Source organism: Dyella terrae (assembly GCF_022394535.1).
Classification (GTDB): domain Bacteria; phylum Pseudomonadota; class Gammaproteobacteria; order Xanthomonadales; family Rhodanobacteraceae; genus Dyella.
On sequence record NZ_CP089414.1, the window covers coordinates 2,002,484 to 2,026,408 of the forward strand.

Below are 23,925 nucleotides of genomic sequence, written 5' to 3' on the forward strand. Positions count from 1 at the left end.
CTAGATGCCGTTACGGATGGCGTATGCGTGACGTGAGCACGTGGTCCTCCCACGCGCCAGCAATCTGCAAATAGCGCTTTGCGTAGCCTTCACGCTCGAAGCCCAGGCGTTCCAGTAGTCGCCCGCTACGCTCGTTGCGCGGCATGTAGTTGGCCATCACCCGGTGCATGTCCAACTCGAGGAACGCCCACGGCAACGCCGCTTCGAGCACCTCCTGCATCACCCCCTGCCCTTGCCGACGCAACGCAATGCTGTAGCCGAGATGGCAGGCCTGGAATGCACCGCGCACCACGTTGGCGAAAGTGAAGGTTGCCAGGATTTCCTTCCCCGAAAGATCCAGCGCGTAAAACGGATACGCACGGTCCAGCCGCATCGCCTCGCGTGATTCGGCCAGGGTCTGCACGCAATGGTCCAGCGTGTAATACGCCTCGTCACGCAGGGGTTCCCATGGCGCGAGATGTTCGCGGTTCTGCTCGCGATAGCGCAACAAGCGGGACGCATCGGCCACTTCCGCCAACCGAAGGACGGTCCGGGATGTGGTGATCGGGTGCAACGCGTTCACCGACGGACCAGCGCCTCGGCGTGGTGACGCAGGTGATCCTCGATGAACGTGGTGATGAAGTAATAGCTATGGTCGTAACCGGGGTGCCGACGCAACAACAGCGACTGGCCGCCCTCCGCACAAGCCTGATCGAACAACTCGGGTTTCAGTTGCGTGGTGAGGAAACTGTCCGCCTCGCCCTGGTCAATCAGGATGGTGCCGTCGAACGTATGCTTACGCACCAGTTCGCTAGCGTCGTAGTCGGCCCACGCCATCACATCATCGCCGAGATAACGCGGGAACGCCTTCTGCCCCCATGGCACCTGACTCGGCGCAACGATGGGCGCGAAGGCCGACACCGATCGGTATTTGTCCCGATGGCGCAAAGCGATGGTCAGCGCGCCGTGACCGCCCATCGAATGCCCCATGATGCCGCTGCGCGCAATGTCGACGGGAAAGTGCTGCGCCAACAGCGCGGGCAGCTCGTGCACCACGTAACTATGCATGCGGAACCGCGACGACCATGGCGCCTGCGTAGCGTCGAGATAGAACCCAGCACCCTCGCCGAACTCCCAATCACCCGTCGCGCCATCGAAACCGGTCTGACGCGGGCTGGTATCAGGCATCACCAGAATCAGGCCAAGCTCCGCGGCAAGCCGCTGCGCACCGGCCTTGATGGTGGCCGTCTCTTCCGTGCACGTGAGCCCTCCGAGGAAGTACAGCACCGGACACAGCCCCTGCTCTGCTTGCGGCGGCTGGAACAATGCAAAACGCATCGTGCCGCCACAGGCCTCCGAATGATGGCGGTAGAGCCCCTGCACGCCGCCATGGCAGCGCTGCTCGGAGATCGTTTCAATCCCTGTCATGCCCAGTCCCTCTGAAGTACTAAACCCGACCATCATAGTGCGCTGCGCTCAACGCTCCTGGTCCGTGGGCCGCATCAACAGCTCGTTGATGTTGACGTGCGAAGGCCGCGACACGCAGAACGCGATGGCATCCGCCACATCCACCGGCTGCAGCTGGCGCATGCTGTCTGCCCAGGCGTTGAGGTTGTCCTTGGTCTGGGCGTGGCCGATGTGATCGCGCAGCTCCGTCTCCACCACGCCGGGTTCGATCACTGTGACGCGGATGTTGTGCTGGTACACCTCGCGCCGCAGCGCTTCGGAAAAAGCCACCACGCCAAACTTGGTCGCGGAATAGGCGGCGGCATTGGGATTGGCCACGCGCCCGGCCGTCGACGAGATATTCACGATATGCCCCTCGCGGCGCTCGCGCATACCCGGCAGCGCAGCCTGCGTGGACGCGATGAGGCTGAGCACATTGAGCTCCAGCATACGGCGCCAGCGGCCGAGGTCAGCCTGCTCCACCGGCTCCAGATACATCACGCCGGCGTTGTTCACCAGGATATCCAGGCGACCGTAGTGCGCTTCGGTCTCGGCCACGATGCGCTTGGCCTCGTCCTCCAAAGCCAGGTCGGCCACCAGCACCGTGGGTTCGGCGCCCAGCGCCTGCAGTTTGGCGGCAAGGGCTTCGAGCCGGTCGCGTCGACGGGCCGCGATGGCGACCTTCGCGCCCTCCTGCGCCAAGGCCAGCGCCGTGGCCTCGCCAATACCCGAAGACGCGCCAGTGACCAGCGCGATACGACCATCAAGACGTCCAGACATGAATATTCCTTGGGGATTTGGCCGACAGGCCCTCAAAGAAACCCAGTGGGGGCGGGTGGGCCTGTTACAATGGCGTCATTCTCCCGCATGCCGTCGTGCATGCCATGTCGAGGTTCCCCATGTCCTCCCCGTCTTCCGATTCCCAGCCGGCAGCCGTCGGCTTTGCTGCGCTTGGCCTCCATCCGGAGCTGCTGCGCGCACTCACCGACGTCGGCTATGAATCGCCTTCGCCGATCCAGGCCGCCACCATTCCGCCGCTGCTGGAAGGTCGCGACGTACTCGGCCAGGCGCAGACCGGCACCGGCAAAACTGCCGCGTTTGCGCTGCCGATCCTGTCGCGCATCGACCTCAAGCCCGGCAAGCCGCAGGCACTGGTGCTGGCGCCCACGCGCGAACTCGCCATCCAAGTGGCCGAAGCATTCCAGCGCTACGCCACCCACATGCCAGGGCTGCAAGTGCTGCCGATCTACGGCGGCCAGAGCTATGGTCCGCAGCTGCACTCGCTCAAGCGCGGCGTGCAGATCGTGGTGGGCACGCCCGGTCGTGTCATCGACCATCTGGAGCGCGGCACGCTGGATCTCTCCGAGCTGAAATTCCTGGTGCTCGACGAAGCCGACGAAATGCTGCGCATGGGCTTCATCGATGACGTGGAGAAAGTGCTCCAGGCGACGCCGCCGGAGCGCCAGGTGGCACTGTTCTCCGCCACCATGCCGTCGCAGATCCGCAAGATCGCCCAGCAGCATCTGAAAGATCCTCGCGAGGTGACGATCAAGTCGTCCACCACCACGGCCGCGAACATCCGCCAGCGCTATTGGTTCGTCAGCGGCATGCACAAGCTCGATGCCATGACGCGCATCCTCGAGGCCGAACCGTTCGACGCGATGATCATCTTCGCGCGCACCAAGTCGGCAACCGAGGAACTCGCCGAGAAGCTGCAGGCGCGTGGCCTCGCCGCCGCCGCCATCAATGGTGACATCGCACAAGCGCAGCGCGAGCGCGTGATCCAGCAGCTGAAGGACGGCAAGCTCGACATTCTGGTGGCCACCGACGTGGCCGCGCGTGGTCTCGACGTGGAACGCATCAGCCACGTGATGAACTACGACATCCCGTACGACACCGAAAGCTACGTGCACCGTATCGGCCGCACTGGCCGCGCAGGTCGCAGCGGCGAGGCTATTTTGTTCGTGACCCCGCGCGAGAAAGGCATGCTGCGCGCGATCGAACGCGCTACGCGTCAGCCCATCGAAGAGATGAAGCTGCCGACGGTGGAAGCCGTCAACGACGTGCGCATCGCCAAGTTCAAGCAGCGCATCAGCGACACCATCGCGGTGGGTGAGCTGGGTCTGTTCCAGCAGTTGATCGAGCAGTACGAGCAGGAACACAACATTCCCGCCGTCGAGATCGCCGCTGCACTAGCGCGCATTGCACAGGGCAACCAGCCGCTGCTGCTCACGCCTCCACCCAAGCGCGAATTTACGCCGCGCGAACCGGGTCGCGAGCGTGAACACAGCCGCGATCGTGGCGATCGTGAACATCGCGGTGAACGCGAGCAGCGTCCGCGCGACCGCGATCGCGATGCAGGCCCGCGTGATTTCACACCACGTCCGGTGCGCCCGCATCACACGGAAGAAGGCAAGAGCACCTACCGCATCGAAGTGGGCCACGAGCATGGCGTGAAGCCGGGCAACATCATCGGCGCCATCGCCAATGAAGCCGGCCTGGAAAGCCAACACATCGGCCGCCTGAGCATCCGCGGCGAATACAGCCTGATCGACCTGCCTGCCGGTATGCCGGCGGAAGTGTTCCAGCACCTGCAGAAGGTGTGGGTGAGCCAGCAGCAGTTGCGCATCCGGGAGTGGGATGGCAACGACAGCGGCGCCAGCGAAGCTCCGCCGCATCGGCCGGGCGGTGGGAATCGTCCGGGTGGTTTCAAGAAGCCAGGCGGAAAGCCCAAGCCGCATGGGCATGGTGGTGGTAACAAGGGTCCGCGACGCGGGAAGTAAGCTCGGCGTGCCCGTGTGATTCGCGTCCTCGGGCCGCTTGTTCCTGTATTGATCAAACGCCGCTGCATCAGCGGCGTTTTGTTTTCCTCTCCCCGCCGGGGAGAGGGTTGAGGCCAGGGGTCAACTCAGTCTCACCGTTTCGTCTACGCCGTCATCATGGCGCCCCCGAGGATGCTCGGGCCAGACAAGCGCGAAGCGCGTCCCACAGGGACTAGCTTTGCGTCGCACTACGCCCATAGGGCCGCGGCCGCCCCGAAGAGGCGAGCGAAGCGGGTCATCCAGTGGGCGTGTGTGCGGTTATCGCATCGTGCCTTCTCGCGATCTGGCCGCTTACGCAGCGGGCGTTTCGATTGTCTACCGACGACGCGAAGCTAGTCCCGTGGGACGCTCGAGTCACTTTTCTTTGTTGGCCCAAAGAAATGGCCTGACAGGCCAACGCCCGTAGCATGTCGATGGGATAAGCCCGAGTGCTTGAGGCGGATTGTTGCTTGGCAACCTTCGCCTCTACACAGCGGGTACGTCGGAGCGCTTCGCAACGCGCCATAGCGGAGAGGACTTAAAGCAGTCTTCGCTACGCTTCCCCACCACTGGGGCAAAGCAAAGGCGACGCTACGCTTCCCGACCGTTGTGGAGAGCTCGCCACGTAACGGCGGTATCCGTCTGCCTTGGCTTTGAGCCACTAAAGCAGGAGCAACGCGACCTGCCGCGCTGCGATGTACAGCGAAGCTGCACGAGCCGTCCGCTTTGGCCTTTGACCTTCGGGCCCCCTGTGCGGCGGTGAGGGGTGGACGAGGAGGCCCGCAGTGGGATCGGCAAGGATGCCGATCCCTTTTCGCCAGGGCAGGAAGCCCTGTCGAAAAGCCCGGCCGCCCCTCACGAACTGGCCGGCTTCACCGGCCAGCGCCAAGCGGGGGTGCCCTTTCTTTGGGTTACTTTTCTTTACTCCGGGCATCCTGCCCTCCGCCCTTCGGGCCGGCTTCGCCGTTCGCACGCGCTCCTGCGCGTGCGTGGGCAAGCAAAGAAAAGTGACTCGGCCTCCGGCAGGAGGTCGAAACGCACGCCGCGTAGGCGGCCAGATCGCCGCAACGCGACAACCAAGCGATACAGAAACTGGACCCCTGCCTTCGCAGGGATGACGGCTAAAGATGAAACGCTGAGGCGAGCACCCCCCTCCCCAAAAAGGAGAGGGAGAAAACACATCGCCGCGCCATCCCCATCGTTCCACTCCGACAACGCATCGTTCACCCCACAAGCGCTGCAATCCCCCGCGAAATCCCTAATCTATGGTGGTCCCCCGAGGTAACCACCATGACCGCCCTCCCCAGCCTCTACATCTCCCACGGTTCACCCATGACCGCGATCCAGCCACGCCGCGCAGGCGAACGACTGGCGGAGCTGGCGAGCGCGTTGCCGCGACCCAGGGCCATCGTGATCGCCACGGCGCATTGGCTTGCGCGCCAACCGCACGTCGGCGGCGCAGCGCGTCCGGAGACCATCCACGACTTCTACGGCTTCCCAAAGGCGCTGTTCGACATCCAGTACCCGGCCAAAGGCGATCCTGCGCTGGCCGCGCAGGTCACTGAACTGTTGGACAAGGCCGGGCTACCGACCACGCTCGATCCGACTCAGGGGCTGGACCACGGTGCATGGGTGCCGTTGCGATTGCTTTACCCGAATGCAGACATTCCGGTCGTACCACTCTCGATCCAACCGCAACTTGGCCCTGCGCACCAGTACGCGGTCGGTCGCGCACTGGCACCGCTGCGCGACGAGGGTGTGCTGGTCATCGGCTCGGGCAGTATCACGCACAATCTGCATGACCTCCGCGCGGGTTACAGCGAAGACCGCGAGGCACCGTACGTGCGTCCCTTCATCGAGTGGGTCGAACGCAAACTGTCGGAGGGAGACGTGCCTGCCTTGCTCGACTACCGCCGACAGGCACCATTCGCCGAGCGCGCGCATCCCACCGACGAGCACTTCCTGCCACTGTTCGTGGCGCTGGGCGCGGCGGGTGATCATTCACACGCCCAACGCATCGATGCCGGGATCGAACACGGGCTACTCGCCATGGACATCTATCGCTTCGACAGCGCCGTCACTGCACGATGATGGTGCCCACCATCATCGGGTGGATTGCGCAGTAGTAGGTGTAAGTGCCAGCGTGGTCGAACGTCACGGCATAGCTGTCGCTGGTATCGAGCGCAACTGACGATGCGAACTGGTGACCGGCGCTAACCACCACATGCGGCTCATCGTCGCGATTGGTCCACACCACGCGCGTACCCGCCGATACCGTCAGGGTCTTGGGCCAGAAAGCGAAGTTGCGGATCTCCACCGCGACAGGCTTCGTGGGTGCAGCCCCAGCGCTCGCTGACAAGGATATCGGTGCAGACAGCAGCAGCGCCGCCATCACCGCTAGGAGACGCGTCGCCTGCTTCATGCCATTACCTCCTCGGTCACGGCCAGCGCGTGGCTACCTTGTATGTGGCGTACGTCGCGGATACCGAGGTAACGATGCAGATCGCCGGGTGCGACGTCCTTCATCGGCCCCGGCGCGGACGCCGTGCCGGGAGCTGGTTGAGGATACGCGGTGGAACGTGCCGTATAGAACGTGATGCTGCCCTCCACCTTTTGCTGAATCTGGTGGATATGTCCGTTGAGCACGCTTACCGAGCCGAACCGGCGCAGGTAACTCACCGCTTCGTTGCTGTCGTCGGTGCCCCAGCCCCAATCGGGATACAAGGGCCACAGCGGCATGTGCGCAAACACCACCAGCGGCGTGTCGGGCGATAGCGCAGCAAGGTCTTTCTTCAGCCACGCCAGTTGATCAGCGCCAAGCGAACCGAGCCCGCCGGCCTTCAGATTGAGCACGTTGATGAGTCCGACGAAGTGCACGCCGCGATGGTCGAAGCTGTACCAGCCGCCCGACTGCTGGCGTTCGCCGAACCGATGAAAAAATTCGGCACCGTTGTCGCCAATGACGTCGTGCTCGCCCGGCACATAGAACACCTTGCCCATGCGTGCGTCCTGCATGATGCCGGCCAAGGTGTCGAATTCCTCCGGCCGTGACAGATGCGTGAGGTCGCCCGTGTGCAGCACGAAATCCGGGCTTACCTTTTGCGCGTTGATCATCGCCAACGATTCGCGCAGCGTTCCCGCCACGTCCATGTTCGGCGCCTTATGGAAGCCGATATGCGAGTCGCTGATCTGCACGAAGCCGAAGCTGGCGTCATTCGCCGAAGCAGCGCCTTTGGCCGTCAGGGGCTGCGCGCGAAGCACACCACCGTGCATCAGCCACAAGGTCCCGACACCTGCCCACGCCATGCATTTGAGGAACTGGCGGCGACCGTCTATGTCGCGATCTTCGATGTCGTTCATGGTCGGCTCTCCGGTATCGGCGGCAGGCACCTCGCCCGCTGCCCTTACTCCGAATACCCGCCGACACGATGATCTATTCCCTGGTACGGGCGAAAAACAAGGCATTGGAATAAAGTGCCTCCAAGCGAGGTATACCCTCTTATGCCGACCGAGCCGAACGCCCGTCCGAGAGATCCCGATGCCGCACGAAGCGCACGCTTCGAGGCGCTGGTGGTGCCGTATCTCGACGCGGCCTATAACCTCGCGCACTGGCTCGCGCATAATCCTGCCGACGCGCAGGACGTAGTCCAGGAAGCCATGCTGCGCGCCCTGCGCTACTTCGACAGTTTCCACGGCGGCGACGTACGCGTTTGGCTGCTGGCCATCGTGCGCAACACCTTCTACACACTGCGTAGCCGACAGCCACAGGATGCGTTGCATGACGAGCTGGACGACGAAGTGCACCCGCTGGTCGACAATGCGCCGTCGCCAGAAGCACTGACCCTGCTGGCCGTGGACGTCGGTGCCCTGCAGGCTGCACTGGAGCGCCTGCCTGCGTCGCTGCGCGAGATCCTCGTTCTACGCGAGCTGGAAGAATGCTCGTACAAGGAAATCGCCACCATTACCGGACAGAAGATCGGCACGGTCATGTCCCGATTGGCCCGCGCGCGCGAACGCCTGCGGAACGAACTCACCTGCCGGCCCAAGGAGGTACGTCGCCATGATGTGCGATGACGCCGGGCTGCTCATGCATGCCTATCTCGACGACGAACTGGACGCGGCCGATAGCGCGGCCATGGCACGCCATCTCAGCGAATGCGCGACCTGCAAGGCGCGCTACCAGACCTATACGATCATGCAGAAGGCCTTGTCGGAACCCTCGCTCTATCACCGCGCTCCCGACGCCTTGCGTGCCCTCTGGAGCACGCCACCGGCGAACGTCGCACCAACGCCACTGCTGGTACGCCGTCGCGGCCCCATCGCCTTTGCCGCGGCCGCCGGCTTTGCCGCCGCGATGCTTCTTTCGGCACCGGCGTGGCTGCATTGGGTGCCTTCGCATGGTGCGAACGATGTCGTCGCCCAGGTCATTTCCAGCCACGTCCGCTCGCTTCAGGGCGAACATCTGATGGACGTGATTTCCACCGACCAGCACACGGTGAAACCGTGGTTCGAAGGCAAGCTGGATTTTTCACCGCGCGTGAAGGACCTCGCCAGCGAAGGCTTCCCACTGGTCGGCGGACGGCTGAGATGCACTGGAAGGCCACAGCGTGGCGGCGCTGGTGTACAAGCGCCGCTTGCACGTGATCAATCTGTTCCAGTGGCCGGCTGATGGCGGCTCACCCGCGCCGGCCGTCACGCAGGAGCACGGCTACACAGTGATCCGCTGGACAGGCGATGGCATGCGGTATGTCGCCATTTCGGACGTCAACGAAGGCGATCTCAAACAGTTCGTGCTGGCCTTCCAGAACGACGCCAACCCGGCAATGGCACGCTAACCGAGTCAGGCAGCCGTTGCCGCGATCGTCCAGTCGTCAGGCGTCAGTACCGGCAACCCATGCCCGAGTCGCGCCTTGTCGCACTGCGCGCTGGAGCGGCCAAACTCCCAGGATGGTTCCACCTCCCGACACACCGACGGGCGACGCTCGTAGATGCCGCAATGCGCAGCGTTACCCACCGTGCCCAACAGGGCGGTGCAACGCGGACGGGAGGCCTGCGTTCCACGCATAACGAGACGATGGGGATCGAGCGTTTCCGTGAGTTCCGGTGGCACCACGCCGTCCAGCGACGCCTCTGCCTCCGACCAATGGAAGGCCACGCGGAAATAGGCGCAGCACGCGCCGCAGCTCAAGCAAGGATGGACCATGCGGAATGTCGGGGAGCGCACCCCCTGGCGCGCAGCAGCGGAATTCTAGAACGCCGAAGGCCCGCGTGCGCGGGCCTTCGATAGTGGGTAGCTGCATCCGCTGGCGTGCGTTCTTACGGTTCCCCGGCGAACGTGTTGCAGCTCGCCATATCACCGCTCGCAAAGCCCGCCTTGAACCATTTCACGCGCTGCGCGGAGGTGCCGTGAGTGAACGAGTCGGGCACTACCCTGCCTTGCGCCTGCTGCTGGAGCGCGTCGTCACCGATCTTGCTGGCAGCATTGAGCGCCGACTCGATATCGCCCGGTTGCAGCCATTGCAGGCGTTGCTGAGTGTGGTTGGCCCACACGCCAGCGAAACAGTCGGCCTGCAACTCCTGGCGCACAGACAGCCCGTCCGCACCTTCCATCCGCGCTCCGCGACGGCGTGCCTGTTCCACCTGATCGAAGATGCCCAGCAGGTTCTGCACGTGATGGCCCACCTCGTGTGCAATCACGTAGGCCCGGGCAAAGTCACCCGACGCCTGAAAGCGGTTCTGCAGCTCCTGAAAGAACGCCACGTCCAGGTACACCTTCTGGTCGCCGGGGCAATAGAACGGCCCCACCGCCGTCGAGGCCGCCCCGCAGGCGGTATTCACGCCCCCACTGAACAAGTCCAGCTTGGGGTCCACGTACTGGCGTCCGTGCGCGGCAAAGATGTCGCCCCAGGTCTTCTCGGTCGAGCCGAGAATGGCGCTGACGAAATCCTTGGTTTGCGGGTCGACGTCGGCCGGTGGGCCGCTCGGCGCAGCCACTTGCTGGCCGCCGTTGCCTGCCTGTCCGAGCAGGGCCGTGGGGTCCTTGAAGAACACCAAGCCCAGGATGGCCAGAATCACGATGCCGCCCAGCCCCAGTCCGCGGCCTCCGCCGAAACGGGGACCACCGCCACCGCCGCTGTCGACCTCAACGTTCTGACTGCGTTCGCCCTTCTGCCAATCCATATGACGGCCCTCGCATGCCCTACGGTCATATGACGATAGCGCCTCACGCCCCCTCCCGCCATCGTCACACGATAGCTACAGTGCTCATTTTCGGAGAGATCCCCTAATGACCCAGCACCTACCCGCCATCGTCGTCCTGCTTACAGTCCTGCTGCAGTTCGGCACCATGTGGGCCACCGGCCACGCGCGTGGCAAATACGGCATCAAGGCGCCGGCCATCACCGGTCACGCTGGGTTCGAACGGGCCTGGCGTGTGCAGATGAACACGCTGGAATCCACCATGATGTTCCTGCCCGCGCTGTGGCTGGCCGTGCAATACGGCTATCCGCTGTGGGGCGGTGTGGCGGGTCTGGTCTGGGTGTTCGGCCGGGCGTGGTACGCGGTGAGCTATCTACAGGATGCCGCCAAGCGCGGCCCCGGTTTCATGGTGTCCATGATCGGCTGGGCGGCCACGGTGGTACTAGGTGTGACGGGCTTGGTCCGCGCGCTGATAGCCGGCTAAGGCGATGCAGGTCGCGCGCCCTGCGCGCGACCTGCCTCACTCATTCCACGGGATTCACTTTCAACCGCTCGATGCGCGCGCCGTCCATCGCCACGACCTCGAAGCGCAGCCCCTCGCTGACGAACGTGTCGCCCACGCTGGGCAATCGCCCCAGTTGTTCCAGTACGTAACCGGCCAGCGTCGAAAAACTATCCTCGCCGCTCAGCTTGTAACCCAACAGATGTTCGACACGGCGCAGGTCCAGGCTGGCGTCGATCAGCCAGCTGCCATCCGGATCCTGCAGCGCGGAGGGATCGCCGCTGTCTTCGTCGGGGAATTCGCCGGCGATCACTTCCAGCACGTCAGTCGGCGTGACCAGGCCGAGCACACTGCCGTACTCGTCCACCACCAGCGCCACCTGCAGCGATTGGCGCCGGAATTCCTCGATCAGGCGCAACACGCTCAACGACTCCAATACGGTGAGCGGCTTGCGCACCACCTGCTCAACCTCGATGCGACCATGCTCCAGCAAGCTCGCCAGCAAATCACGCGACGAGGCCACGCCAACCAGTTGATCCAGATCGTCGCCCGCCACCGGTAGCCACGCGTGACTGGACGCGTTGAGCTCGGCGCGAAGCTGTTCGGTACTTTCGCGCGGATCGATCCAGTTGATCTCGGGGCGCGGCGTCATGATCGAACGCACCGGACGATGCGCGAGATCGAGCACGCCCTGCACCATCGCCAGCTCATCCTTACCGAACACGGCGACACTGCCCTCGCTGCTGGCCGTCGCCGCCTTGGGCGCCGCGTCCTCGTCGTCGCCGCCCGCGCCGCCCAGCAGATTCAGCACGGCAAGCGCCGTGCGGTCCCGCAACGTACGCGCACTACCCAACAGGCTGCGCTGGCGATTGCGGCGCATGGTCTGGTTGAAAGCCTCGATCAAGATCGAGAAGCCGATCGCCGCGTACAGGTAGCCCTTCGGAATGTGGAAACCAAAGCCTTCCGCGACCAGGCTGAAGCCGATCATTAACAGAAACGACAGGCACAGAATCACCACTGTCGGTCGCGCGTTGACGAAGTTAGTCAGCGGCTTGCTCGCGCTGATCATCAGCACCATCGCCACCACAACCGCAATCATCATCACCGAGAGATGGTCGACCATGCCGACCGCAGTGATCACGGAATCGAGTGAGAACACCGCGTCCAGCGCCACGATCTGCGCCACCACCAGCCAGAAGCGCGCAGGCGCGCGCTTGGAGGCATCATCGTGGTCGCTCGCCTCCAGCCGCTCGTGCAGCTCAACGGTCGCCTTGAACAGCAGGAACGCGCCACCCAGCAGCAGGATGATGTCGCGCCACGAGAACGAAATGGAGCCCAGCTGGATGATCGGCGTGGTGAGCTTCACCATCCATGACATCGCGCCCAGCAGCGCGAGTCGCATGATCAGCGCCAGCGAGAGGCCGAGCACACGGGCCTTGTCGCGCTCCTTCGCATGCAGCTTGTCGGCGAGGATGGCGATGAAGACGAGATTGTCGATGCCGAGCACGATCTCCAGCACCACCAGGGTGAGGAGACCCGCCCAAGCGGTCGGGTCGGACAGCCAGTCGAATGCAAACATAGGCTGGCGCGTGGGCGCCGAATTCCTCCTTGGATCGTCTATTCACTATACAGGGCGCGGCTGTGAACGCAGCGGCCACCCTGCGCGCACCCTGCCAAAGGACAGGATTGGCACGCACGTCGGCAGGGACTAGCGTGAACACGTCTGCCGGCGCCGCGCGGCCGGCCTGTGCACCCACCCTGCACGCGAGTGCCCTGGATTGTTTTCGATGGATGCGAACCGACTGACCGACCTGCCCGTTTCGCCACCGAACCAAAACGCCGGCATTCCCACGCCCTGGCAGGCCGTCGCGCTGATCGCTCTCTATTTCATGCTGCAGCTGGCCGTTGGCAGCCTGATGACACTGGTGGTTGGCTTGGTGGCCACCTTGCACGAAGGTGGCGGACTCAGCGCCATCATCCCGCTGGGGCGTCGCTGGCTGGGCCAGTCGGACATGACAGCGGCAGCCGTGATCGTCACGCTGCTGATCTCCGCGACAGTGATCATGCGCCTGGTGCGGCGCGCGTGGCCGCAGCGATGGACGGAGGGCACCCCGCCGGGCCTGGGTTTCACTCCGTCTCCACATATCGCTTTCTACGTCGCCGCCCTCGCCGCGGGTGTGATGATGCCCATCGTCGGCGGCTTGTTGACCACATGGCTCGCGCAAGGCCACGAGGTGAGTCAGGACATCAAGCAACTGGGTGCCAACACGTCGCTCGCGCTGCGGCTGCCGCTTGCTCTGCTGGTGGTCAGCGTCGGGCCCGTGGTGGAGGAACTGTTGTTCCGGGGCGTCCTGCTTTCCGCTATCGCGCGCTACACCGGCAACGGCATGGCCATCGTGCTATCGGCCCTGCTATTCGCCTGCGTGCATCTGCCCGACCTGTCCTTCCTCTGGTACGCACTGCCCAACCTGGCGCTGCTTGGCCTGATCCTCGGCTGGCTGCGCGTGCAGTCCGAATCCATCTGGCCCGCCGTGATCGCCCACGGTATGAACAACCTGCTGGCCGTGGTGTCGTGGTTTGTGATGACCCAGCAATAGCTGAGCCATCACGGGGCGCTATGCTCAGGCGCGAATCAGCCAATGCGCACGCAGCAGGCGTGCGGTCTCGAACACCGGCAGACCCATCACGCCGGAATGGCTGCCGTCCAAATGCTCGATCAGCTTGGCGCCGTGCCCCTGAATCGCATAAGCACCGGCCTTGCCGAACGGCTCACCCGTAGCGATGTAGGCGGCGATGGTGGCCTTATCCAGCACCGGCATGGTCACACGCGACAGGCTGGTGTCTGACCACTCGCCCGAACGGGTGACCAGCCATACGGTGGAGATCACTTCGTGTACCCGACCCGACAGCCGCCCCAGCATGCCGGCGGCATCATCGGCATCATCCGGCTTGCCGAAAACCTGGTCGCCCAACACCACTTCGGTATCCGCCCCAAGCACGGCCACGTTGACATCTTCCAGCATCACGAGCCCTGCGCGTGCTTTCTCGCGTGCCACGCGGCTCACGTAATCCCGTGGCGATTCGCCAAGCGCGCGCTGTTCGGGCACATCGACGTCGACGACGCGGAAATCCACGCCGATCTGTTCAAGCAACTGGTGACGACGCGGCGATTGCGAAGCGAGATAGAGCATGTGGCCATTCCGTGGGCAGCGGGCCCCCTTAAGGTCGCATATCCCCGGTATCAAGGAAACGTTGGTGCCAGGACAAGGCCTCTTGCAGCAGGTGTGGCGTGTGTTTGCCGCGGCTGTTGTGCAATGCCCGATCGAAATAATCCTGCAACATCGGGCGATAGCTCGGGTGCGCACAGCGCTCGATCACCACCTTGGCACGCTGACGCGGCGACAGGCCGCGTAGGTCGGCAAGGCCCTGCTCAGTGACGACTACCGCCACATCATGCTCCGTGTGATCCACGTGGCTCACCATCGGCACGATGCAGGAGACGGCGCCGTTCTTCGCCGTGCTGGGTGTGAGGAAGCACGAGAGGAACCCGTTACGCGCGAAATCGCCCGAACCACCGATACCGTTGATGATGCTGGTGCCAGCCACATGCGTGGAGTTGATATTCCCGTAGATATCCGCCTCCACCATGCCGTTCATCGCGATGCAGCCGAGTCGGCGCACCAGCTCCGGATGATTGGATATCTCCTGCGTGCGCAGAATGATTCGCTTGCGGAAGAAATCGATCTTGTCGAGGAAGCGCTCGATGCCCGCGGGACTCAGCGAAAACGACGTAGCTGATGCTACTGACAGCACATCGTGCTCCAGCAGATCGAGCATGCCGTCCTGGATCACTTCGGTGAACGCGCTCAGGCCGCTGAAGCCACCTTCGCGCAACCCCGCCAGCACAGCGTTTGCGATATTGCCCACGCCGGACTGCAGTGGCAGCAGTTGCGGTCCCAGACGGCCCTTGGCGATCTCGTGGCGAAAGAAGTCGATGAGATTGCCGGCGATCTGCCGCGAGGTATCGTCCAACGGCGCAAAGGCACTGTTGCGGTCGGGCGCGTTGGTTTCCACCACCGCAATAACCTTGTCGGGATCGAGCCGAAGGTACGGCTCACCGATGCGATCGTCCGGCTTGAGCAACGGAATCGGCTTGCGGTGTGGCGGCAAGGCCGTGCCGTAGTAGATGTCATGCATACCGTCCATTTCGAGCGGCTGCCAGTGGTTCACCTCGACGATCACCTTGTCGGCCAGGTCCAGCCACGTCTTGTTGTTGCCCACCGAAGACGATGCCAGCAAGCTGCCATCGGGCATGATCGCCGTCGCCTCGATCACGGCAAGATCGATCTTGCCGAAGAAACCGAACCACGCGTACTGCGCGACATGGCTGAGGTGGATGTCCAGATAGTTCATCTCGCCGCGGTTGATGCGAGCGCGCAACTCCGGGTCGGACTGGTAAGGCAGGCGAAGATCGATACCATCCGCACGCGCCAGCGCACCATCCAACTCAGGCGCAGTGGATGCGCCCGTGAGCACGCGCACACGGAACGGATCGCCGCGTTCGTGCGTGGCGACCATGCGCGCCGCCAACGCCTGCGGCACGGCCTTGGGATAGCCCGCACCGGTAAAACCACTCATACCGATCGTCATGCCGTGATCGACGAGTTCTGCTGCCCGGGTGGCCGTCATGACCTTAGCGGCCAGGCCAGCATGGCCGATACGCTTGTCCACGAGGATGTCTCCTGCACTCCAATCGACGAATGGTAGCGCGCGGAAACGTCAAACTCTTGGCAAGGTAGACGATGGTCGGGTACGTCAAAACCGTAGGGTGTACTCGCGGAACTCCTCATCGCGAGTCCAGCCCAACGATTCGTAGAGCCGCTGCGCGGGCCCATTCGTATGCGCGGTGGAAAGCGCCATGCCAGCAGCACCGACTGCTCGCGCAAAATCCGCCGCCTCATGCATCAATGCCGCTGCCACCCCATGCCGACGCGCCTGCGGTGCGACAAACAGGTCGTTGAGCAGATAAAGCCGCGCAAGGCGCACCGACGTAAACAAGGGATACAACTGGACGAAGCCCGCGCCCTCCCCTTCACCATCGATCGCCAGCATCACCACCGAGTCATGGTGCTGGAATCGTTCGCGCAGAAAACGCGTCGAGGCATCGAGATCGGTCGGCTGTCGATAGAAAACCCGGTACGCATCGAACAGTGGCGCGACAAGATCCAGGTCGTGAATGGTGGCCTGACGTACCGTGATCGACATGCGCGTCCCCGCATCGGTGATGTTGCAGCCAGTATGCGTATCTGGCGCTACTCCGCCTATGACCACTTCCGGGAGAAAACGCCGCGCGCTGGCACGTGCAACATCATCGATTTTGTGATGGCAGCGCAGCGTGTCGCTGGCGCGCCTCAGGCGCGATGGTACGGGTGACCCGAGAGCAACGTCGTGGCGCGATAGATCTGCTCAGCCAATACCAATCGCACCAGCATGTGCGGCAACGTCAGCGGCCCGAGCGACCATGACTGGTCCGCCCGCGCAAGCACCTCCGGTGCGTGCCCATCAGGGCCACCGATGAGGAAGGCGATATCACGCCCGGACATGCGCCATTTGGACAGCTGCGCAGCGAGGTCTTCACTCGACCATGTCTTGCCGCGACCATCGAGCGCCACCACGTGGATATCCCGCGGCAGCGCGGCAAGTATCGCGGCACCTTCGTCCTGGATCGCGCGCACGTCATCGCGCCCTTTGCCGCGCAGGCCGGGCTTCAGTTCGATCAGTTCCAGTGGCAGCTCATGCGAGAGTCGCTTGCGGTACTCCGCGAAGCCCTCCGCCACCCAGGCCGGCATGCGTTCACCGACGGCAATCAGGCGAGCACGCACGCGTCACCACCCAAATTCGAGGAAACAGCGGGGGCGCCGCGCGCCGAAGCAGCGCGCGGCCCGTACCGCCAGAAAGCGGGCCATTAGCCCGCGCTGGCGACTTCGGTGTCGACTTCGCGATCACCCACGGTCCACAGCCTCTCCAGGCCATAGAACTCGCGGATGCGCGGCAGCATGACGTGAACGATCACGTCACCCAGGTCCACCAGTACCCATTCGGCTTCCCGCTCGCCTTCCACGCCAAGAGGCATCACGCCCGCCTGCTTGGCGAACTTGACGACTTCGTCGGCAATGGATTTGACGTGGCGCGCGGAGGTGCCGGAGGCGACGACCAGCAGATCGGCGATGGAGGTTTTGCCGCGGACGTCGATTTCACGAATGTCCTTGGCCTTCAGTTCGTCCAGCGCGTTGAGAACTTGCTGACGAATGACCGCCGTGGTGGCGGATTTGGTGCTGCGCTTGGCGGTCTGACTCAAGTGCGTTTGCCTCGATGCGGGATCGATGCGCGGGATGGCGCGGCGCCAGTATAACGGACCACCCTCAAGCCCATGTCAAACGGCGTTTCTGCGGCACCTGCGGGGCAATCTCGCCCGCCCCTGGGAAAGCCCTGGCCTGTAAGGCAGCCCCTTGCCAGACGAGGCCCCAGGCCAAATAAAAAGGCCCCCTCCGACCGGAGGGGGCCTCTGGACACATCCCGCTTAGCGAATCAATGGCCCGCGGCGGTCGACGAAGCGGCAGGCGCGGTGCTCTTCTTACCGCTGTGCTGCTTCTTGTGATGCGTCTGCTGGGTGGCGTCGCTCTTCATCGAGTCGCTAGACGACTTCATCGCATCCGAGTTGGATTGCATGGCATCCGAGCTGGACTTCATCGCGTCCTTGCTGGCGTCCTGGGTCGACTGCGGCGTCGTGCTCTGAGCCATGACCGGGGACATGGCAAGACCGAACACAACGGCGGTCGCAAAGGCGAGTACGGCGTAACGGGAAACTTTCATGGTCAGGTATCTCCAAAAGCGGTGAGGTAACCGTGCGGCCGTGCCGCACTTCCATGGAACAGCCGCCGTCGCCCGTCCTGGACAACCTCGGCAACCCGGTGGCGGATAGATCCACACCGGCCACGCCGCATCAGCATTCCTGCGCGATGCGAACGGTCCATCCCTGGTCCGTGAAACCATTTCGCCGGGTCGCAACAGCAACCCGCGCGCCCTTCCCGGGGGAAGCCTATACCTATGCGTGCACACGGAATGTGGCGTAGTGACACGTCCATTCAGTTGCAATACGGACTGCGAGCTTGCAATAAGTTGCGATTGCTGCGCTGCATCTGTGCATCACCGGGATCATCGCCGTGGACCCCGCCTTAGCATGCTGTTGCGGCACGCGCGCCATCGCAGATGCCCCTTGCCGCCGCGCCCAGCCTTATCATCACGCTGCATCGCAACATCCGTTCCATCGTGGCGCATCTACACGATGTCCTGCCACGCCGCGCTTCCGCACTACCGCGAAAGCGACAGCTTCACTTCAGCGCAGGCTGGAGCAGGCGCCCCCCCCATCAGTGCATTCAGCACCACCACGATGCCTACGGCCATGGCATGCGTAAGCAGGTCAGTCGCAGCCACGGCAAAGGCGTGACAGATCTCCAGTAGCGCCGCGGAGGCTGCCGCCGACGCCAGTCCGACCATGATTGCCGCCAACACCGGGCGCAACGGATACGCCCGTCGCAGCAGCCAGATCAGCAAGGCGGACAACGGCACCGAAAAACTGATGATGAAGACCAGACAATCGCTCGCCTCGTTGAACTTGGCGACGTGCGCGGAAGGACCCAACCAGTCGTGCATGCAACCCAGCCCGCTGGCACCCACCCAGACCAACAACCAGGGCAGCGGCAGCAGGGTCCATCGCCACGACCGACCCGGCACCCCCAGCGAGAAGGCCGCCCAGGCCGCGCATACCGCAGTCATCACCGCCCCCACCCCGGCCACGGCTATATCTGGCTCGGCAATCCAGCGCTGGATCATGTGGCTGACGCCATAGTGCGCAAACAGACCCACCGCGATAGCCGCCACCACCAGCAGCCAGCCGAGCGTACGCAGCCACGGGGGCGGCAGGCGCCGCACCGGCGTGAGCTGATCGCCCAGCGACTGGATCAGTGACTCAGGGAGTCGCGGCTCGGTCATGATGCTCAGGGTTCTCCGTGAAAACGCGAGCGCAATGCTTTCATCGCGCGATGCAGGTTGACCTTCAGCGCGCCGGTCTGGCGCCCTGTCTGCGCTGCGGCCTCAGCGAGCGATTGTTCCTTCAGGCCCAGTTGCTCGACCGCCTCACGCTGCCCCGGCGGCAGTGCCGCAATAGCCTCACGCAGACGCCGGGCCTCTTGTTCACGCTCAGTTGCCGCGGTGGCGTCATCGATATCCGCGTGCGTGTCATAGGCGTGCTCGTCATGCACCTCCCTGGACCCACGACGCCCCTGGCTGCGCAGCGCATCAATGGCGCGCCGGCCGGCCAGGGCTGCCAGCCAAGCGTCATAGGAACGTGAGGGGTCGTAGGTATGACGCACCCGATGCACCGTGAGCAGCGTTTCCTGCACCACGTCGTCGAGCAGATCCACTACCACGCCCCGGCGCCGTGCCACGGATCGGATCAGCGGCACCGATGCCGCCAGCACGCGCTCATACGACCGGCGATCGCCACCCTGCGCCGCCGCCATCCACGCAGCACGCTCGCGCTCCTGCATGTCGCCGAAAGGGGCAGCGGTGTCGCTCACGATGGATGGGGTCCAATCCCGCCGGGAAAGGACGCTATCTAGACCCATCGTGCAGGGCGCGGTCAAGCTCACGGTCATATCGGGGCCTCATAGGTCCTCTTCGCCTATTCGCCAGCCATCCAGTCTGGGTTACATCCACCAGCCGTCGGGGTTGTACGAAACCGCGCAGAAGTTCTCCGGATACCGCACTTACACCGGACTTTTCAGAGCGCTCCGATAGCCACCTTTTGCTTGCGACTGGCCTAATCCGCCACCGGTCCGCTTTAGCGGCACGACGTTCTATTACCTACCGCAAGGAAAGCCCTATGAAGAAGACTCTGATCGCATTGGCGTTCGCCGCCATCGTCGCCCCGATCGCAGCTCAGGCCACGCAGAGCAACGGCATTGACTACACGTACCTGCAGTTGGACTACGTCAACATCACCCAGGCCGGCAACACAGGCGTTGCGCAGGGTGGCATGCTCACCGGCTCCTATGGTTTCCACGACAACTTCCAGATGTTCGGAAGCTACAGCGCGCTGAACTTCAACAAGGTATCTGATTACGATCCGATCATCGGCCATTTCTCTTGGACTCCGAAGGTCAAGCCCTGGTCCATCGGCATGGGCTATGCCTTCAGCATCGGCAGCCGCGCCGACTGGGTGACCCAGGCCGCCTACCAGCACGACAAGAACAGCAATCACATGTGCCTGAACGACTACTGCGTCCGCTTCAACGGCAGCAATAATTTCTGGACCGTCAACACTGGCGTCATGGGTCGCGTCACCGACAAGCTGACGGCCAACGCCTATCTCGGCTACGACCACGGCGTGAGCACCCATGGTGATGGCAACCTGTTCGGTCAGTTCGGATTGGTTTACAACTTCACCCCCATGTGGGCAGTGGAAGGCGGCGTGCGTGTCAGCAACAACAGCAACGACATCTTCAACGTCGGTGTTCGCGCCAGCTTCTGATCGGCAGAATACGCAAGAACAAAAAAGCCCGGCCAATGCCGGGCTTTTTTTATAGCCGTTTGTCGGAGAAGCGGCGAGATGGAACAGACAAAAGTTGAATACCTGTGTTTTGCCCCATCCCGCACGGTCAACTCTTAGAAGCGATACTCCGCACCCAGGGACAGCAGACTGGCATGACCGTGACCACCGTCAAAGCCGATGCGATAGTAGTCGTAGCTTAGGTTCATGCTGATATTGCGCGTGAAATCGTAGCCCATGCCCACGCCACCGTACCAACTGGTGTTGGAGGAGCTTTCTCGCTCAGACAGGCTACCCAAGGGGCCATAAACGTTGAGGTTCAACCGGCTCGTGGAGAACAGAATGCCCGTGCGGGCCTGCACATTCCAATTGTCATTGAACTCGTAGATATAGTTGCCACCGAGCGACCAGCCGTGGCTCGCCACCTTACCGGTGATCTTCGCATTCAGACCGAACTGGTCGCTCAGGAAATTCTTGTTCGGATTGGACTGGCCAAGATCGACGTAACCGCCATCGACACCCCAGTTACCCGACGATGTAGCCCAACGATAGCCAGCACCGAGGCCCCATCCGAAATCATTGTTATTGGAGAAGTAGTTGCTGTTGATGCGGTAATCGGACTGACCAGCGTTACCGCGGACGAAAAAGCCGCCATCGTTCTGATCCGCTGCCAATGCAGCCGTCAACGGAGACACCAGCGCTGCCGACAACGCGACAATGGAAATGAGTTTCTTCATGAAGCTATTCCTATTTTTGTGAAAATGGGGCACGCAGATAAGACGCAAACGCTATCGAGCAGATCGGCACGCACTGTGCGTAGAACACTTCACAATCTTTCGCACCGACGGTGGTCCGTCGAATTACCTGCCGCCGTCCATTGGGCCCGCAAAGTCACATCTGTAGCTATCGGAATGAACTGAAACCCTGCAGGCACATTGTTATTGAGCGCGATCTCGTATAGCGCCCATCCAAATGCCCCATTGCGTTGTCGCGCTGTACACGATGTCCAGCCATCCGTTCGGACGCATCCCTTACCGGCTTATCGCGTGCAACATGTGCTACCGCAGAGAGCAACTCGTTTACTTCGCCGACACGACCGCAGCGATGAGGTGCGACATTCGCTTTGCGCTAGCATCAGAGCAGGTGCGTCGACAGCAACATCACAGCTCGCCCTCTCACCGGGCCCGTACAAGCGTCGATCGAACTCCATGTCGAACTGTGGCGCATCGACCCGTGAGCCGATGCGCCACGGGGACCATCATCGGACGGCGTTCAAGCGGTTACGGTGGGCTGTAAGAAGGCCCCACCCGAAACTTGCTCGATACAGTTCACGGCGACATCCAGCGCCGCCACCATTTCACGGGTCAACGACCCGGCCACTGGCTCGCCCGGTAAGCCCCAAGGAATCGCCAGCCACTGCCGACGTTCAAAGCGCCTACACCCATGCGTGAGCACCGCGGGCGCGGTGGCCATGGGGTCACGGCGGGAAGTCGCCGGTTGACGCTTGCCACGCGCTGCCGCCAAAGTCCTGTGGACCGGCCCACCAATGCTCCTCGACGCCTGATCAATCTTTTTCGAAAGACAAGGTAACTTCGGTGCGCTATCAGGCGAATAATCCGCTGACACCCCAGCGGACCTCGCACCCATGCTTGTGCTGTTCCTTGCCTACCTTGGCGGCGTACTGACCATCCTCAGCCCGTGCATCCTGCCTGTGCTGCCGTTTGTGTTTGCCCGGGCGGATCGCCCCTTTGTGCGCAACGGCCTGCCCATGCTGGTGGGCATGGCCCTGACCTTTGCGCTGGTGGCTACGCTGGCGGCCGTGGGCGGGAGCTGGGCCATCCAGGCGAACCAATACGGCCGTATCGTGGCCTTGGTGGTGCTGGCGATATTGGGGCTTACCTTGTTGTCGACGCGACTCGCGGAGTGGATCAGCCGCCCGTTTGTGGCGCTGGGCAATCGCCTCTCCCGGCATTCGGACGAGAACGATTCCGTCTGGTCAGCGGCGGGGCTGGGCGTGGCGACTGGACTCCTGTGGGCACCGTGTGCCGGCCCGATCTTGGGCCTGCTGCTGACTGGCGCGGCCCTCAACGGGGCGAGCGTACAGACCTCGCTGCTGTTGCTCACCTATGCGCTGGGCGCCGCCACGTCGCTGGCGCTTGCCCTGGTGATCGGCGGCAAGGTCTTTTCCGTGATGAAGCGTTCGCTCGGCGCTGGAGAGTGGGTACGCCGAGCCCTGGGCGTGCTGGTGCTCGCCGGCGTGGCGGCGATTGCGCTGGGGCTGGATACCGGTGTGCTGACGCGCGTGTCGCTGGCCAGTACCGGCGGCTTCGAGCAGAAGCTGATTGACGCCGCACGCCCTGCCCCGGCACCGCAACCGGTGGTGAAACAAGGCGAGCCCTTGCCGGTGGAGGGCGAGCTTCCCTCGCTGGAAGGCGCCACGCAGTGGTTCAACACGCCACCGCTGTCGGCACAGTCGTTGCGCGGCAAGGTGGTGCTGGTCGATTTCTGGACCTACTCCTGCATCAACTGCATTCGCTCGCTACCCTACGTGCGCGGCTGGGCTGACAAGTACAAGGATCACGGCTTGGTGGTGATCGGCGTGCACGCGCCGGAGTTCGCCTTTGAAAAAGATCCGCAGAACGTGAGCAAGGCGATCAAGGATCTCGGCGTCGATTATCCAGTGGCGCTCGACAACGAATACGCGATCTGGAAAGGCTTCAGCAATGAGTATTGGCCTGCGCACTATTTCATCGACACGCAAGGGCGCATCCGTCATCACCACTTTGGTGAAGGAGAATACGCGCAGAGCGAGGATGTGATCCGCCAGTTGCTCACGGAAGCTGGGCAGAAGGATCTTCCGGGCGGTTACGTACAGTCCGGCGCGCAGGGTGCGGAAGCAGCCGGATCGGACGACGCGATGCGCTCGCCGGAAACCTACGTCGGCTACGCGCGCGCGGCGAATTTCGCAGGCGGCAAGGTGGCTCATGACGATGCGTGGACCTATCACGCGCCCGATACGTTGATGGTCAACCAATGGGCACTGGATGGCCGTTGGACCGTGCGCGACGAGAATGCGCGACTGGATAACGCAAACGGCCGCATCGTGTATCGCTTCCGCGGACGCGACCTGCATCTGGTGCTGGGCCCAGGCAAGGACGGCAAGCCGGTGCGCTTCCGCGTCACCATCGATGGCAAGACGCCAGACGCGGACCACGGCATGGATATCGATACAGACGGCAACGGCACGGTGACGTCGCAACGTCTTTATCAACTGATCCGCCAGGCCAACGGCACCGGCGAACGCACTTTCGAAATCACCTTCCTCGATCCCGGAGTTCAGGCCTACGCCTTCACTTTTGGCTGATCGACATCACACACCTCGTGGAGGT

26 protein-coding genes are annotated in these 23,925 nt (G+C 63.2%); 9 read left to right on the forward strand and 17 right to left on the reverse strand.

Going from position 1 to position 23,925, the window contains the following annotated elements:
- Window positions 1–10: 10 nt before the first annotated feature.
- Genes rimJ through DYST_RS08495 form a run of 3 tightly spaced genes read right to left on the reverse strand, consistent with a single transcriptional unit; the run spans window position 11 to window position 2,205 of the window.
- Window positions 11–562, reverse strand: a complete 552-nt coding sequence (gene rimJ, locus DYST_RS08485) for a ribosomal protein S5-alanine N-acetyltransferase (RefSeq protein WP_102302511.1) — start codon at window positions 560–562, stop codon at window positions 11–13.
- The gene (gene fghA / locus DYST_RS08490) at window positions 559–1,407 is read right to left on the reverse strand and encodes an S-formylglutathione hydrolase (RefSeq protein ID WP_275666946.1); all 849 of its coding nucleotides are present in this window, start codon (window positions 1,405–1,407) and stop codon (window positions 559–561) included. Before fghA ends, rimJ begins: the two co-directional genes overlap by 4 nt.
- 48 nt (window positions 1,408–1,455) lie before the next feature.
- Window positions 1,456–2,205 (reverse strand): SDR family oxidoreductase, encoded by a 750-nt coding sequence (locus DYST_RS08495; RefSeq protein WP_239951291.1) that lies wholly within the window; start codon window positions 2,203–2,205, stop codon window positions 1,456–1,458.
- Between the two features lie 119 nt (window positions 2,206–2,324).
- On the opposite strand from DYST_RS08495, the gene DYST_RS08500 reads away from it, so the two are divergent.
- Both DYST_RS08500 and DYST_RS08505 read left to right on the forward strand, forming a co-directional pair.
- Window positions 2,325–4,208 (forward strand): DEAD/DEAH box helicase, encoded by a 1,884-nt coding sequence (locus DYST_RS08500; protein ID WP_239951293.1) that lies wholly within the window; start codon window positions 2,325–2,327, stop codon window positions 4,206–4,208.
- 1,308 nt (window positions 4,209–5,516) lie between these two features.
- Window positions 5,517–6,317, forward strand: coding sequence for a dioxygenase family protein (locus tag DYST_RS08505; RefSeq protein ID WP_239951295.1), 801 nt, complete (start codon window positions 5,517–5,519; stop codon window positions 6,315–6,317).
- On the opposite strand, the gene DYST_RS08510 is transcribed toward DYST_RS08505, so the two are convergent.
- Complete coding sequence (locus DYST_RS08510; RefSeq protein WP_102302515.1) at window positions 6,304–6,648, reverse strand: cupredoxin domain-containing protein; 345 nt, start codon at window positions 6,646–6,648, stop codon at window positions 6,304–6,306. The genes DYST_RS08505 and DYST_RS08510 overlap by 14 nt on opposite strands.
- On the reverse strand, window positions 6,645–7,586 hold the full coding sequence (locus DYST_RS08515; protein ID WP_239951297.1) for a metallophosphoesterase family protein: 942 nt from the start codon (window positions 7,584–7,586) through the stop codon (window positions 6,645–6,647). Before DYST_RS08515 ends, DYST_RS08510 begins: the two co-directional genes overlap by 4 nt.
- 141 nt (window positions 7,587–7,727) lie before the next feature.
- Between DYST_RS08515 and DYST_RS08520 the strand changes: the two genes are divergently transcribed.
- The 3 genes from DYST_RS08520 to DYST_RS08530 are packed head-to-tail and all read left to right on the forward strand — an operon-like array spanning window position 7,728 to window position 9,061.
- Complete coding sequence (locus DYST_RS08520) at window positions 7,728–8,300, forward strand: sigma-70 family RNA polymerase sigma factor (RefSeq protein WP_239951299.1); 573 nt, start codon at window positions 7,728–7,730, stop codon at window positions 8,298–8,300.
- Window positions 8,287–8,895, forward strand: a complete 609-nt coding sequence (locus tag DYST_RS08525; RefSeq protein ID WP_239951300.1) for an anti-sigma factor family protein — start codon at window positions 8,287–8,289, stop codon at window positions 8,893–8,895. Before DYST_RS08520 ends, DYST_RS08525 begins: the two co-directional genes overlap by 14 nt.
- Window positions 8,867–9,061 carry a hypothetical protein gene (locus DYST_RS08530; RefSeq protein WP_239951301.1) on the forward strand — a complete coding sequence of 65 codons (195 nt, stop codon included), beginning with the start codon at window positions 8,867–8,869 and terminating at the stop codon, window positions 9,059–9,061. Before DYST_RS08525 ends, DYST_RS08530 begins: the two co-directional genes overlap by 29 nt.
- 5 nt (window positions 9,062–9,066) lie before the next feature.
- On the opposite strand, the gene DYST_RS08535 is transcribed toward DYST_RS08530, so the two are convergent.
- Window positions 9,067–9,429: a YkgJ family cysteine cluster protein gene (locus DYST_RS08535; RefSeq protein ID WP_239951302.1), complete on the reverse strand. Its 363-nt coding sequence runs from the start codon at window positions 9,427–9,429 to the stop codon at window positions 9,067–9,069.
- 113 nt (window positions 9,430–9,542) lie between these two features.
- Complete coding sequence (ypfJ, locus tag DYST_RS08540; RefSeq protein ID WP_239951303.1) at window positions 9,543–10,406, reverse strand: KPN_02809 family neutral zinc metallopeptidase; 864 nt, start codon at window positions 10,404–10,406, stop codon at window positions 9,543–9,545.
- A 106-nt stretch (window positions 10,407–10,512) separates the two neighbouring features.
- On the opposite strand from ypfJ, the gene DYST_RS08545 reads away from it, so the two are divergent.
- The gene (locus tag DYST_RS08545) at window positions 10,513–10,908 is read left to right on the forward strand and encodes an MAPEG family protein (RefSeq protein ID WP_239951304.1); all 396 of its coding nucleotides are present in this window, start codon (window positions 10,513–10,515) and stop codon (window positions 10,906–10,908) included.
- Between the two features lie 40 nt (window positions 10,909–10,948).
- On the opposite strand, the gene DYST_RS08550 is transcribed toward DYST_RS08545, so the two are convergent.
- A complete protein-coding gene (locus DYST_RS08550; RefSeq protein WP_239951305.1) occupies window positions 10,949–12,505 on the reverse strand; it encodes a TerC family protein in 1,557 nt (518 codons plus the stop codon).
- A 208-nt stretch (window positions 12,506–12,713) separates the two neighbouring features.
- Here DYST_RS08550 and DYST_RS08555 point away from each other — a divergent pair, with 208 nt between their 5' ends.
- Complete coding sequence (locus tag DYST_RS08555; protein WP_239951306.1) at window positions 12,714–13,523, forward strand: CPBP family intramembrane glutamic endopeptidase; 810 nt, start codon at window positions 12,714–12,716, stop codon at window positions 13,521–13,523.
- Between the two features lie 24 nt (window positions 13,524–13,547).
- Here the strand turns inward: DYST_RS08555 and DYST_RS08560 are convergent, their stop codons facing one another.
- The 8 genes from DYST_RS08560 to DYST_RS08595 form a co-directional block, all read right to left on the reverse strand.
- The gene (locus DYST_RS08560) at window positions 13,548–14,117 is read right to left on the reverse strand and encodes a Maf family protein (protein ID WP_239951307.1); all 570 of its coding nucleotides are present in this window, start codon (window positions 14,115–14,117) and stop codon (window positions 13,548–13,550) included.
- A 28-nt stretch (window positions 14,118–14,145) separates the two neighbouring features.
- Entirely contained in the window at window positions 14,146–15,615 is a 1,470-nt protein-coding gene (locus tag DYST_RS08565; RefSeq protein ID WP_428993985.1) for an acetyl-CoA hydrolase/transferase family protein, read from the reverse strand.
- 126 nt (window positions 15,616–15,741) lie between these two features.
- The gene (locus DYST_RS08570) at window positions 15,742–16,191 is read right to left on the reverse strand and encodes a GNAT family N-acetyltransferase (protein WP_239951309.1); all 450 of its coding nucleotides are present in this window, start codon (window positions 16,189–16,191) and stop codon (window positions 15,742–15,744) included.
- A gap of 146 nt (window positions 16,192–16,337) precedes the next feature.
- Window positions 16,338–16,808: a 23S rRNA (pseudouridine(1915)-N(3))-methyltransferase RlmH gene (rlmH, locus tag DYST_RS08575; RefSeq protein ID WP_102302526.1), complete on the reverse strand. Its 471-nt coding sequence runs from the start codon at window positions 16,806–16,808 to the stop codon at window positions 16,338–16,340.
- 83 nt (window positions 16,809–16,891) lie between these two features.
- Window positions 16,892–17,284 (reverse strand): ribosome silencing factor, encoded by a 393-nt coding sequence (gene rsfS / locus DYST_RS08580; RefSeq protein WP_102302527.1) that lies wholly within the window; start codon window positions 17,282–17,284, stop codon window positions 16,892–16,894.
- Between the two features lie 230 nt (window positions 17,285–17,514).
- Complete coding sequence (locus DYST_RS08585; protein ID WP_102302528.1) at window positions 17,515–17,799, reverse strand: hypothetical protein; 285 nt, start codon at window positions 17,797–17,799, stop codon at window positions 17,515–17,517.
- Between the two features lie 498 nt (window positions 17,800–18,297).
- Window positions 18,298–18,978, reverse strand: coding sequence for an NrsF family protein (locus DYST_RS08590; protein ID WP_239951311.1), 681 nt, complete (start codon window positions 18,976–18,978; stop codon window positions 18,298–18,300).
- 5 nt (window positions 18,979–18,983) lie between these two features.
- Window positions 18,984–19,508: an RNA polymerase sigma factor gene (locus tag DYST_RS08595; RefSeq protein ID WP_102302614.1), complete on the reverse strand. Its 525-nt coding sequence runs from the start codon at window positions 19,506–19,508 to the stop codon at window positions 18,984–18,986.
- Between the two features lie 362 nt (window positions 19,509–19,870).
- On the opposite strand from DYST_RS08595, the gene DYST_RS08600 reads away from it, so the two are divergent.
- On the forward strand, window positions 19,871–20,518 hold the full coding sequence (locus DYST_RS08600; RefSeq protein WP_239951313.1) for a hypothetical protein: 648 nt from the start codon (window positions 19,871–19,873) through the stop codon (window positions 20,516–20,518).
- A 134-nt stretch (window positions 20,519–20,652) separates the two neighbouring features.
- Here DYST_RS08600 and DYST_RS08605 read toward each other — a convergent pair whose 3' ends face one another.
- Window positions 20,653–21,273 (reverse strand): porin family protein, encoded by a 621-nt coding sequence (locus DYST_RS08605; protein WP_239951315.1) that lies wholly within the window; start codon window positions 21,271–21,273, stop codon window positions 20,653–20,655.
- A 908-nt stretch (window positions 21,274–22,181) separates the two neighbouring features.
- Between DYST_RS08605 and DYST_RS08610 the strand changes: the two genes are divergently transcribed.
- The gene (locus DYST_RS08610; protein ID WP_239951316.1) at window positions 22,182–23,900 is read left to right on the forward strand and encodes a cytochrome c biogenesis protein DipZ; all 1,719 of its coding nucleotides are present in this window, start codon (window positions 22,182–22,184) and stop codon (window positions 23,898–23,900) included.
- Window positions 23,901–23,925 lie beyond the last annotated feature (25 nt).

Excerpts from the sequence above, each read along its gene's own strand:
- DYST_RS08520 (WP_239951299.1), top strand. The coding sequence starts at position 7,728 with ATGCCGACCGAGCCGAACGCCCGTCCGAGAGATCCCGATGCCGCACGA.
- DYST_RS08505 (WP_239951295.1), top strand. The coding sequence starts at position 5,517 with ATGACCGCCCTCCCCAGCCTCTACATCTCCCACGGTTCACCCATGACC.
- DYST_RS08570 (WP_239951309.1), bottom strand. The coding sequence starts at position 16,191 with ATGTCGATCACGGTACGTCAGGCCACCATTCACGACCTGGATCTTGTC.
- DYST_RS08605 (WP_239951315.1), bottom strand. The coding sequence starts at position 21,273 with ATGAAGAAACTCATTTCCATTGTCGCGTTGTCGGCAGCGCTGGTGTCT.
- ypfJ (WP_239951303.1), bottom strand. The coding sequence starts at position 10,406 with ATGGATTGGCAGAAGGGCGAACGCAGTCAGAACGTTGAGGTCGACAGC.
- DYST_RS08590 (WP_239951311.1), bottom strand. The coding sequence starts at position 18,978 with ATGACCGAGCCGCGACTCCCTGAGTCACTGATCCAGTCGCTGGGCGAT.
- DYST_RS08555 (WP_239951306.1), top strand. The coding sequence starts at position 12,714 with ATGGATGCGAACCGACTGACCGACCTGCCCGTTTCGCCACCGAACCAA.
- DYST_RS08545 (WP_239951304.1), top strand. The coding sequence starts at position 10,513 with ATGACCCAGCACCTACCCGCCATCGTCGTCCTGCTTACAGTCCTGCTG.
- DYST_RS08535 (WP_239951302.1), bottom strand. The coding sequence starts at position 9,429 with ATGGTCCATCCTTGCTTGAGCTGCGGCGCGTGCTGCGCCTATTTCCGC.
- DYST_RS08565 (WP_428993985.1), bottom strand. The coding sequence starts at position 15,615 with ATGACGGCCACCCGGGCAGCAGAACTCGTCGATCACGGCATGACGATC.
- DYST_RS08515 (WP_239951297.1), bottom strand. The coding sequence starts at position 7,586 with ATGAACGACATCGAAGATCGCGACATAGACGGTCGCCGCCAGTTCCTC.
- DYST_RS08525 (WP_239951300.1), top strand. The coding sequence starts at position 8,287 with ATGATGTGCGATGACGCCGGGCTGCTCATGCATGCCTATCTCGACGAC.
- DYST_RS08495 (WP_239951291.1), bottom strand. The coding sequence starts at position 2,205 with ATGTCTGGACGTCTTGATGGTCGTATCGCGCTGGTCACTGGCGCGTCT.
- DYST_RS08550 (WP_239951305.1), bottom strand. The coding sequence starts at position 12,505 with ATGTTTGCATTCGACTGGCTGTCCGACCCGACCGCTTGGGCGGGTCTC.
- DYST_RS08510 (WP_102302515.1), bottom strand. The coding sequence starts at position 6,648 with ATGAAGCAGGCGACGCGTCTCCTAGCGGTGATGGCGGCGCTGCTGCTG.
- DYST_RS08500 (WP_239951293.1), top strand. The coding sequence starts at position 2,325 with ATGTCCTCCCCGTCTTCCGATTCCCAGCCGGCAGCCGTCGGCTTTGCT.
- DYST_RS08585 (WP_102302528.1), bottom strand. The coding sequence starts at position 17,799 with ATGAAAGTTTCCCGTTACGCCGTACTCGCCTTTGCGACCGCCGTTGTG.
- DYST_RS08610 (WP_239951316.1), top strand. The coding sequence starts at position 22,182 with ATGCTTGTGCTGTTCCTTGCCTACCTTGGCGGCGTACTGACCATCCTC.
- DYST_RS08595 (WP_102302614.1), bottom strand. The coding sequence starts at position 19,508 with ATGGCGGCGGCGCAGGGTGGCGATCGCCGGTCGTATGAGCGCGTGCTG.
- fghA (WP_275666946.1), bottom strand. The coding sequence starts at position 1,407 with ATGACAGGGATTGAAACGATCTCCGAGCAGCGCTGCCATGGCGGCGTG.
- DYST_RS08560 (WP_239951307.1), bottom strand. The coding sequence starts at position 14,117 with ATGCTCTATCTCGCTTCGCAATCGCCGCGTCGTCACCAGTTGCTTGAA.
- DYST_RS08600 (WP_239951313.1), top strand. The coding sequence starts at position 19,871 with ATGAAGAAGACTCTGATCGCATTGGCGTTCGCCGCCATCGTCGCCCCG.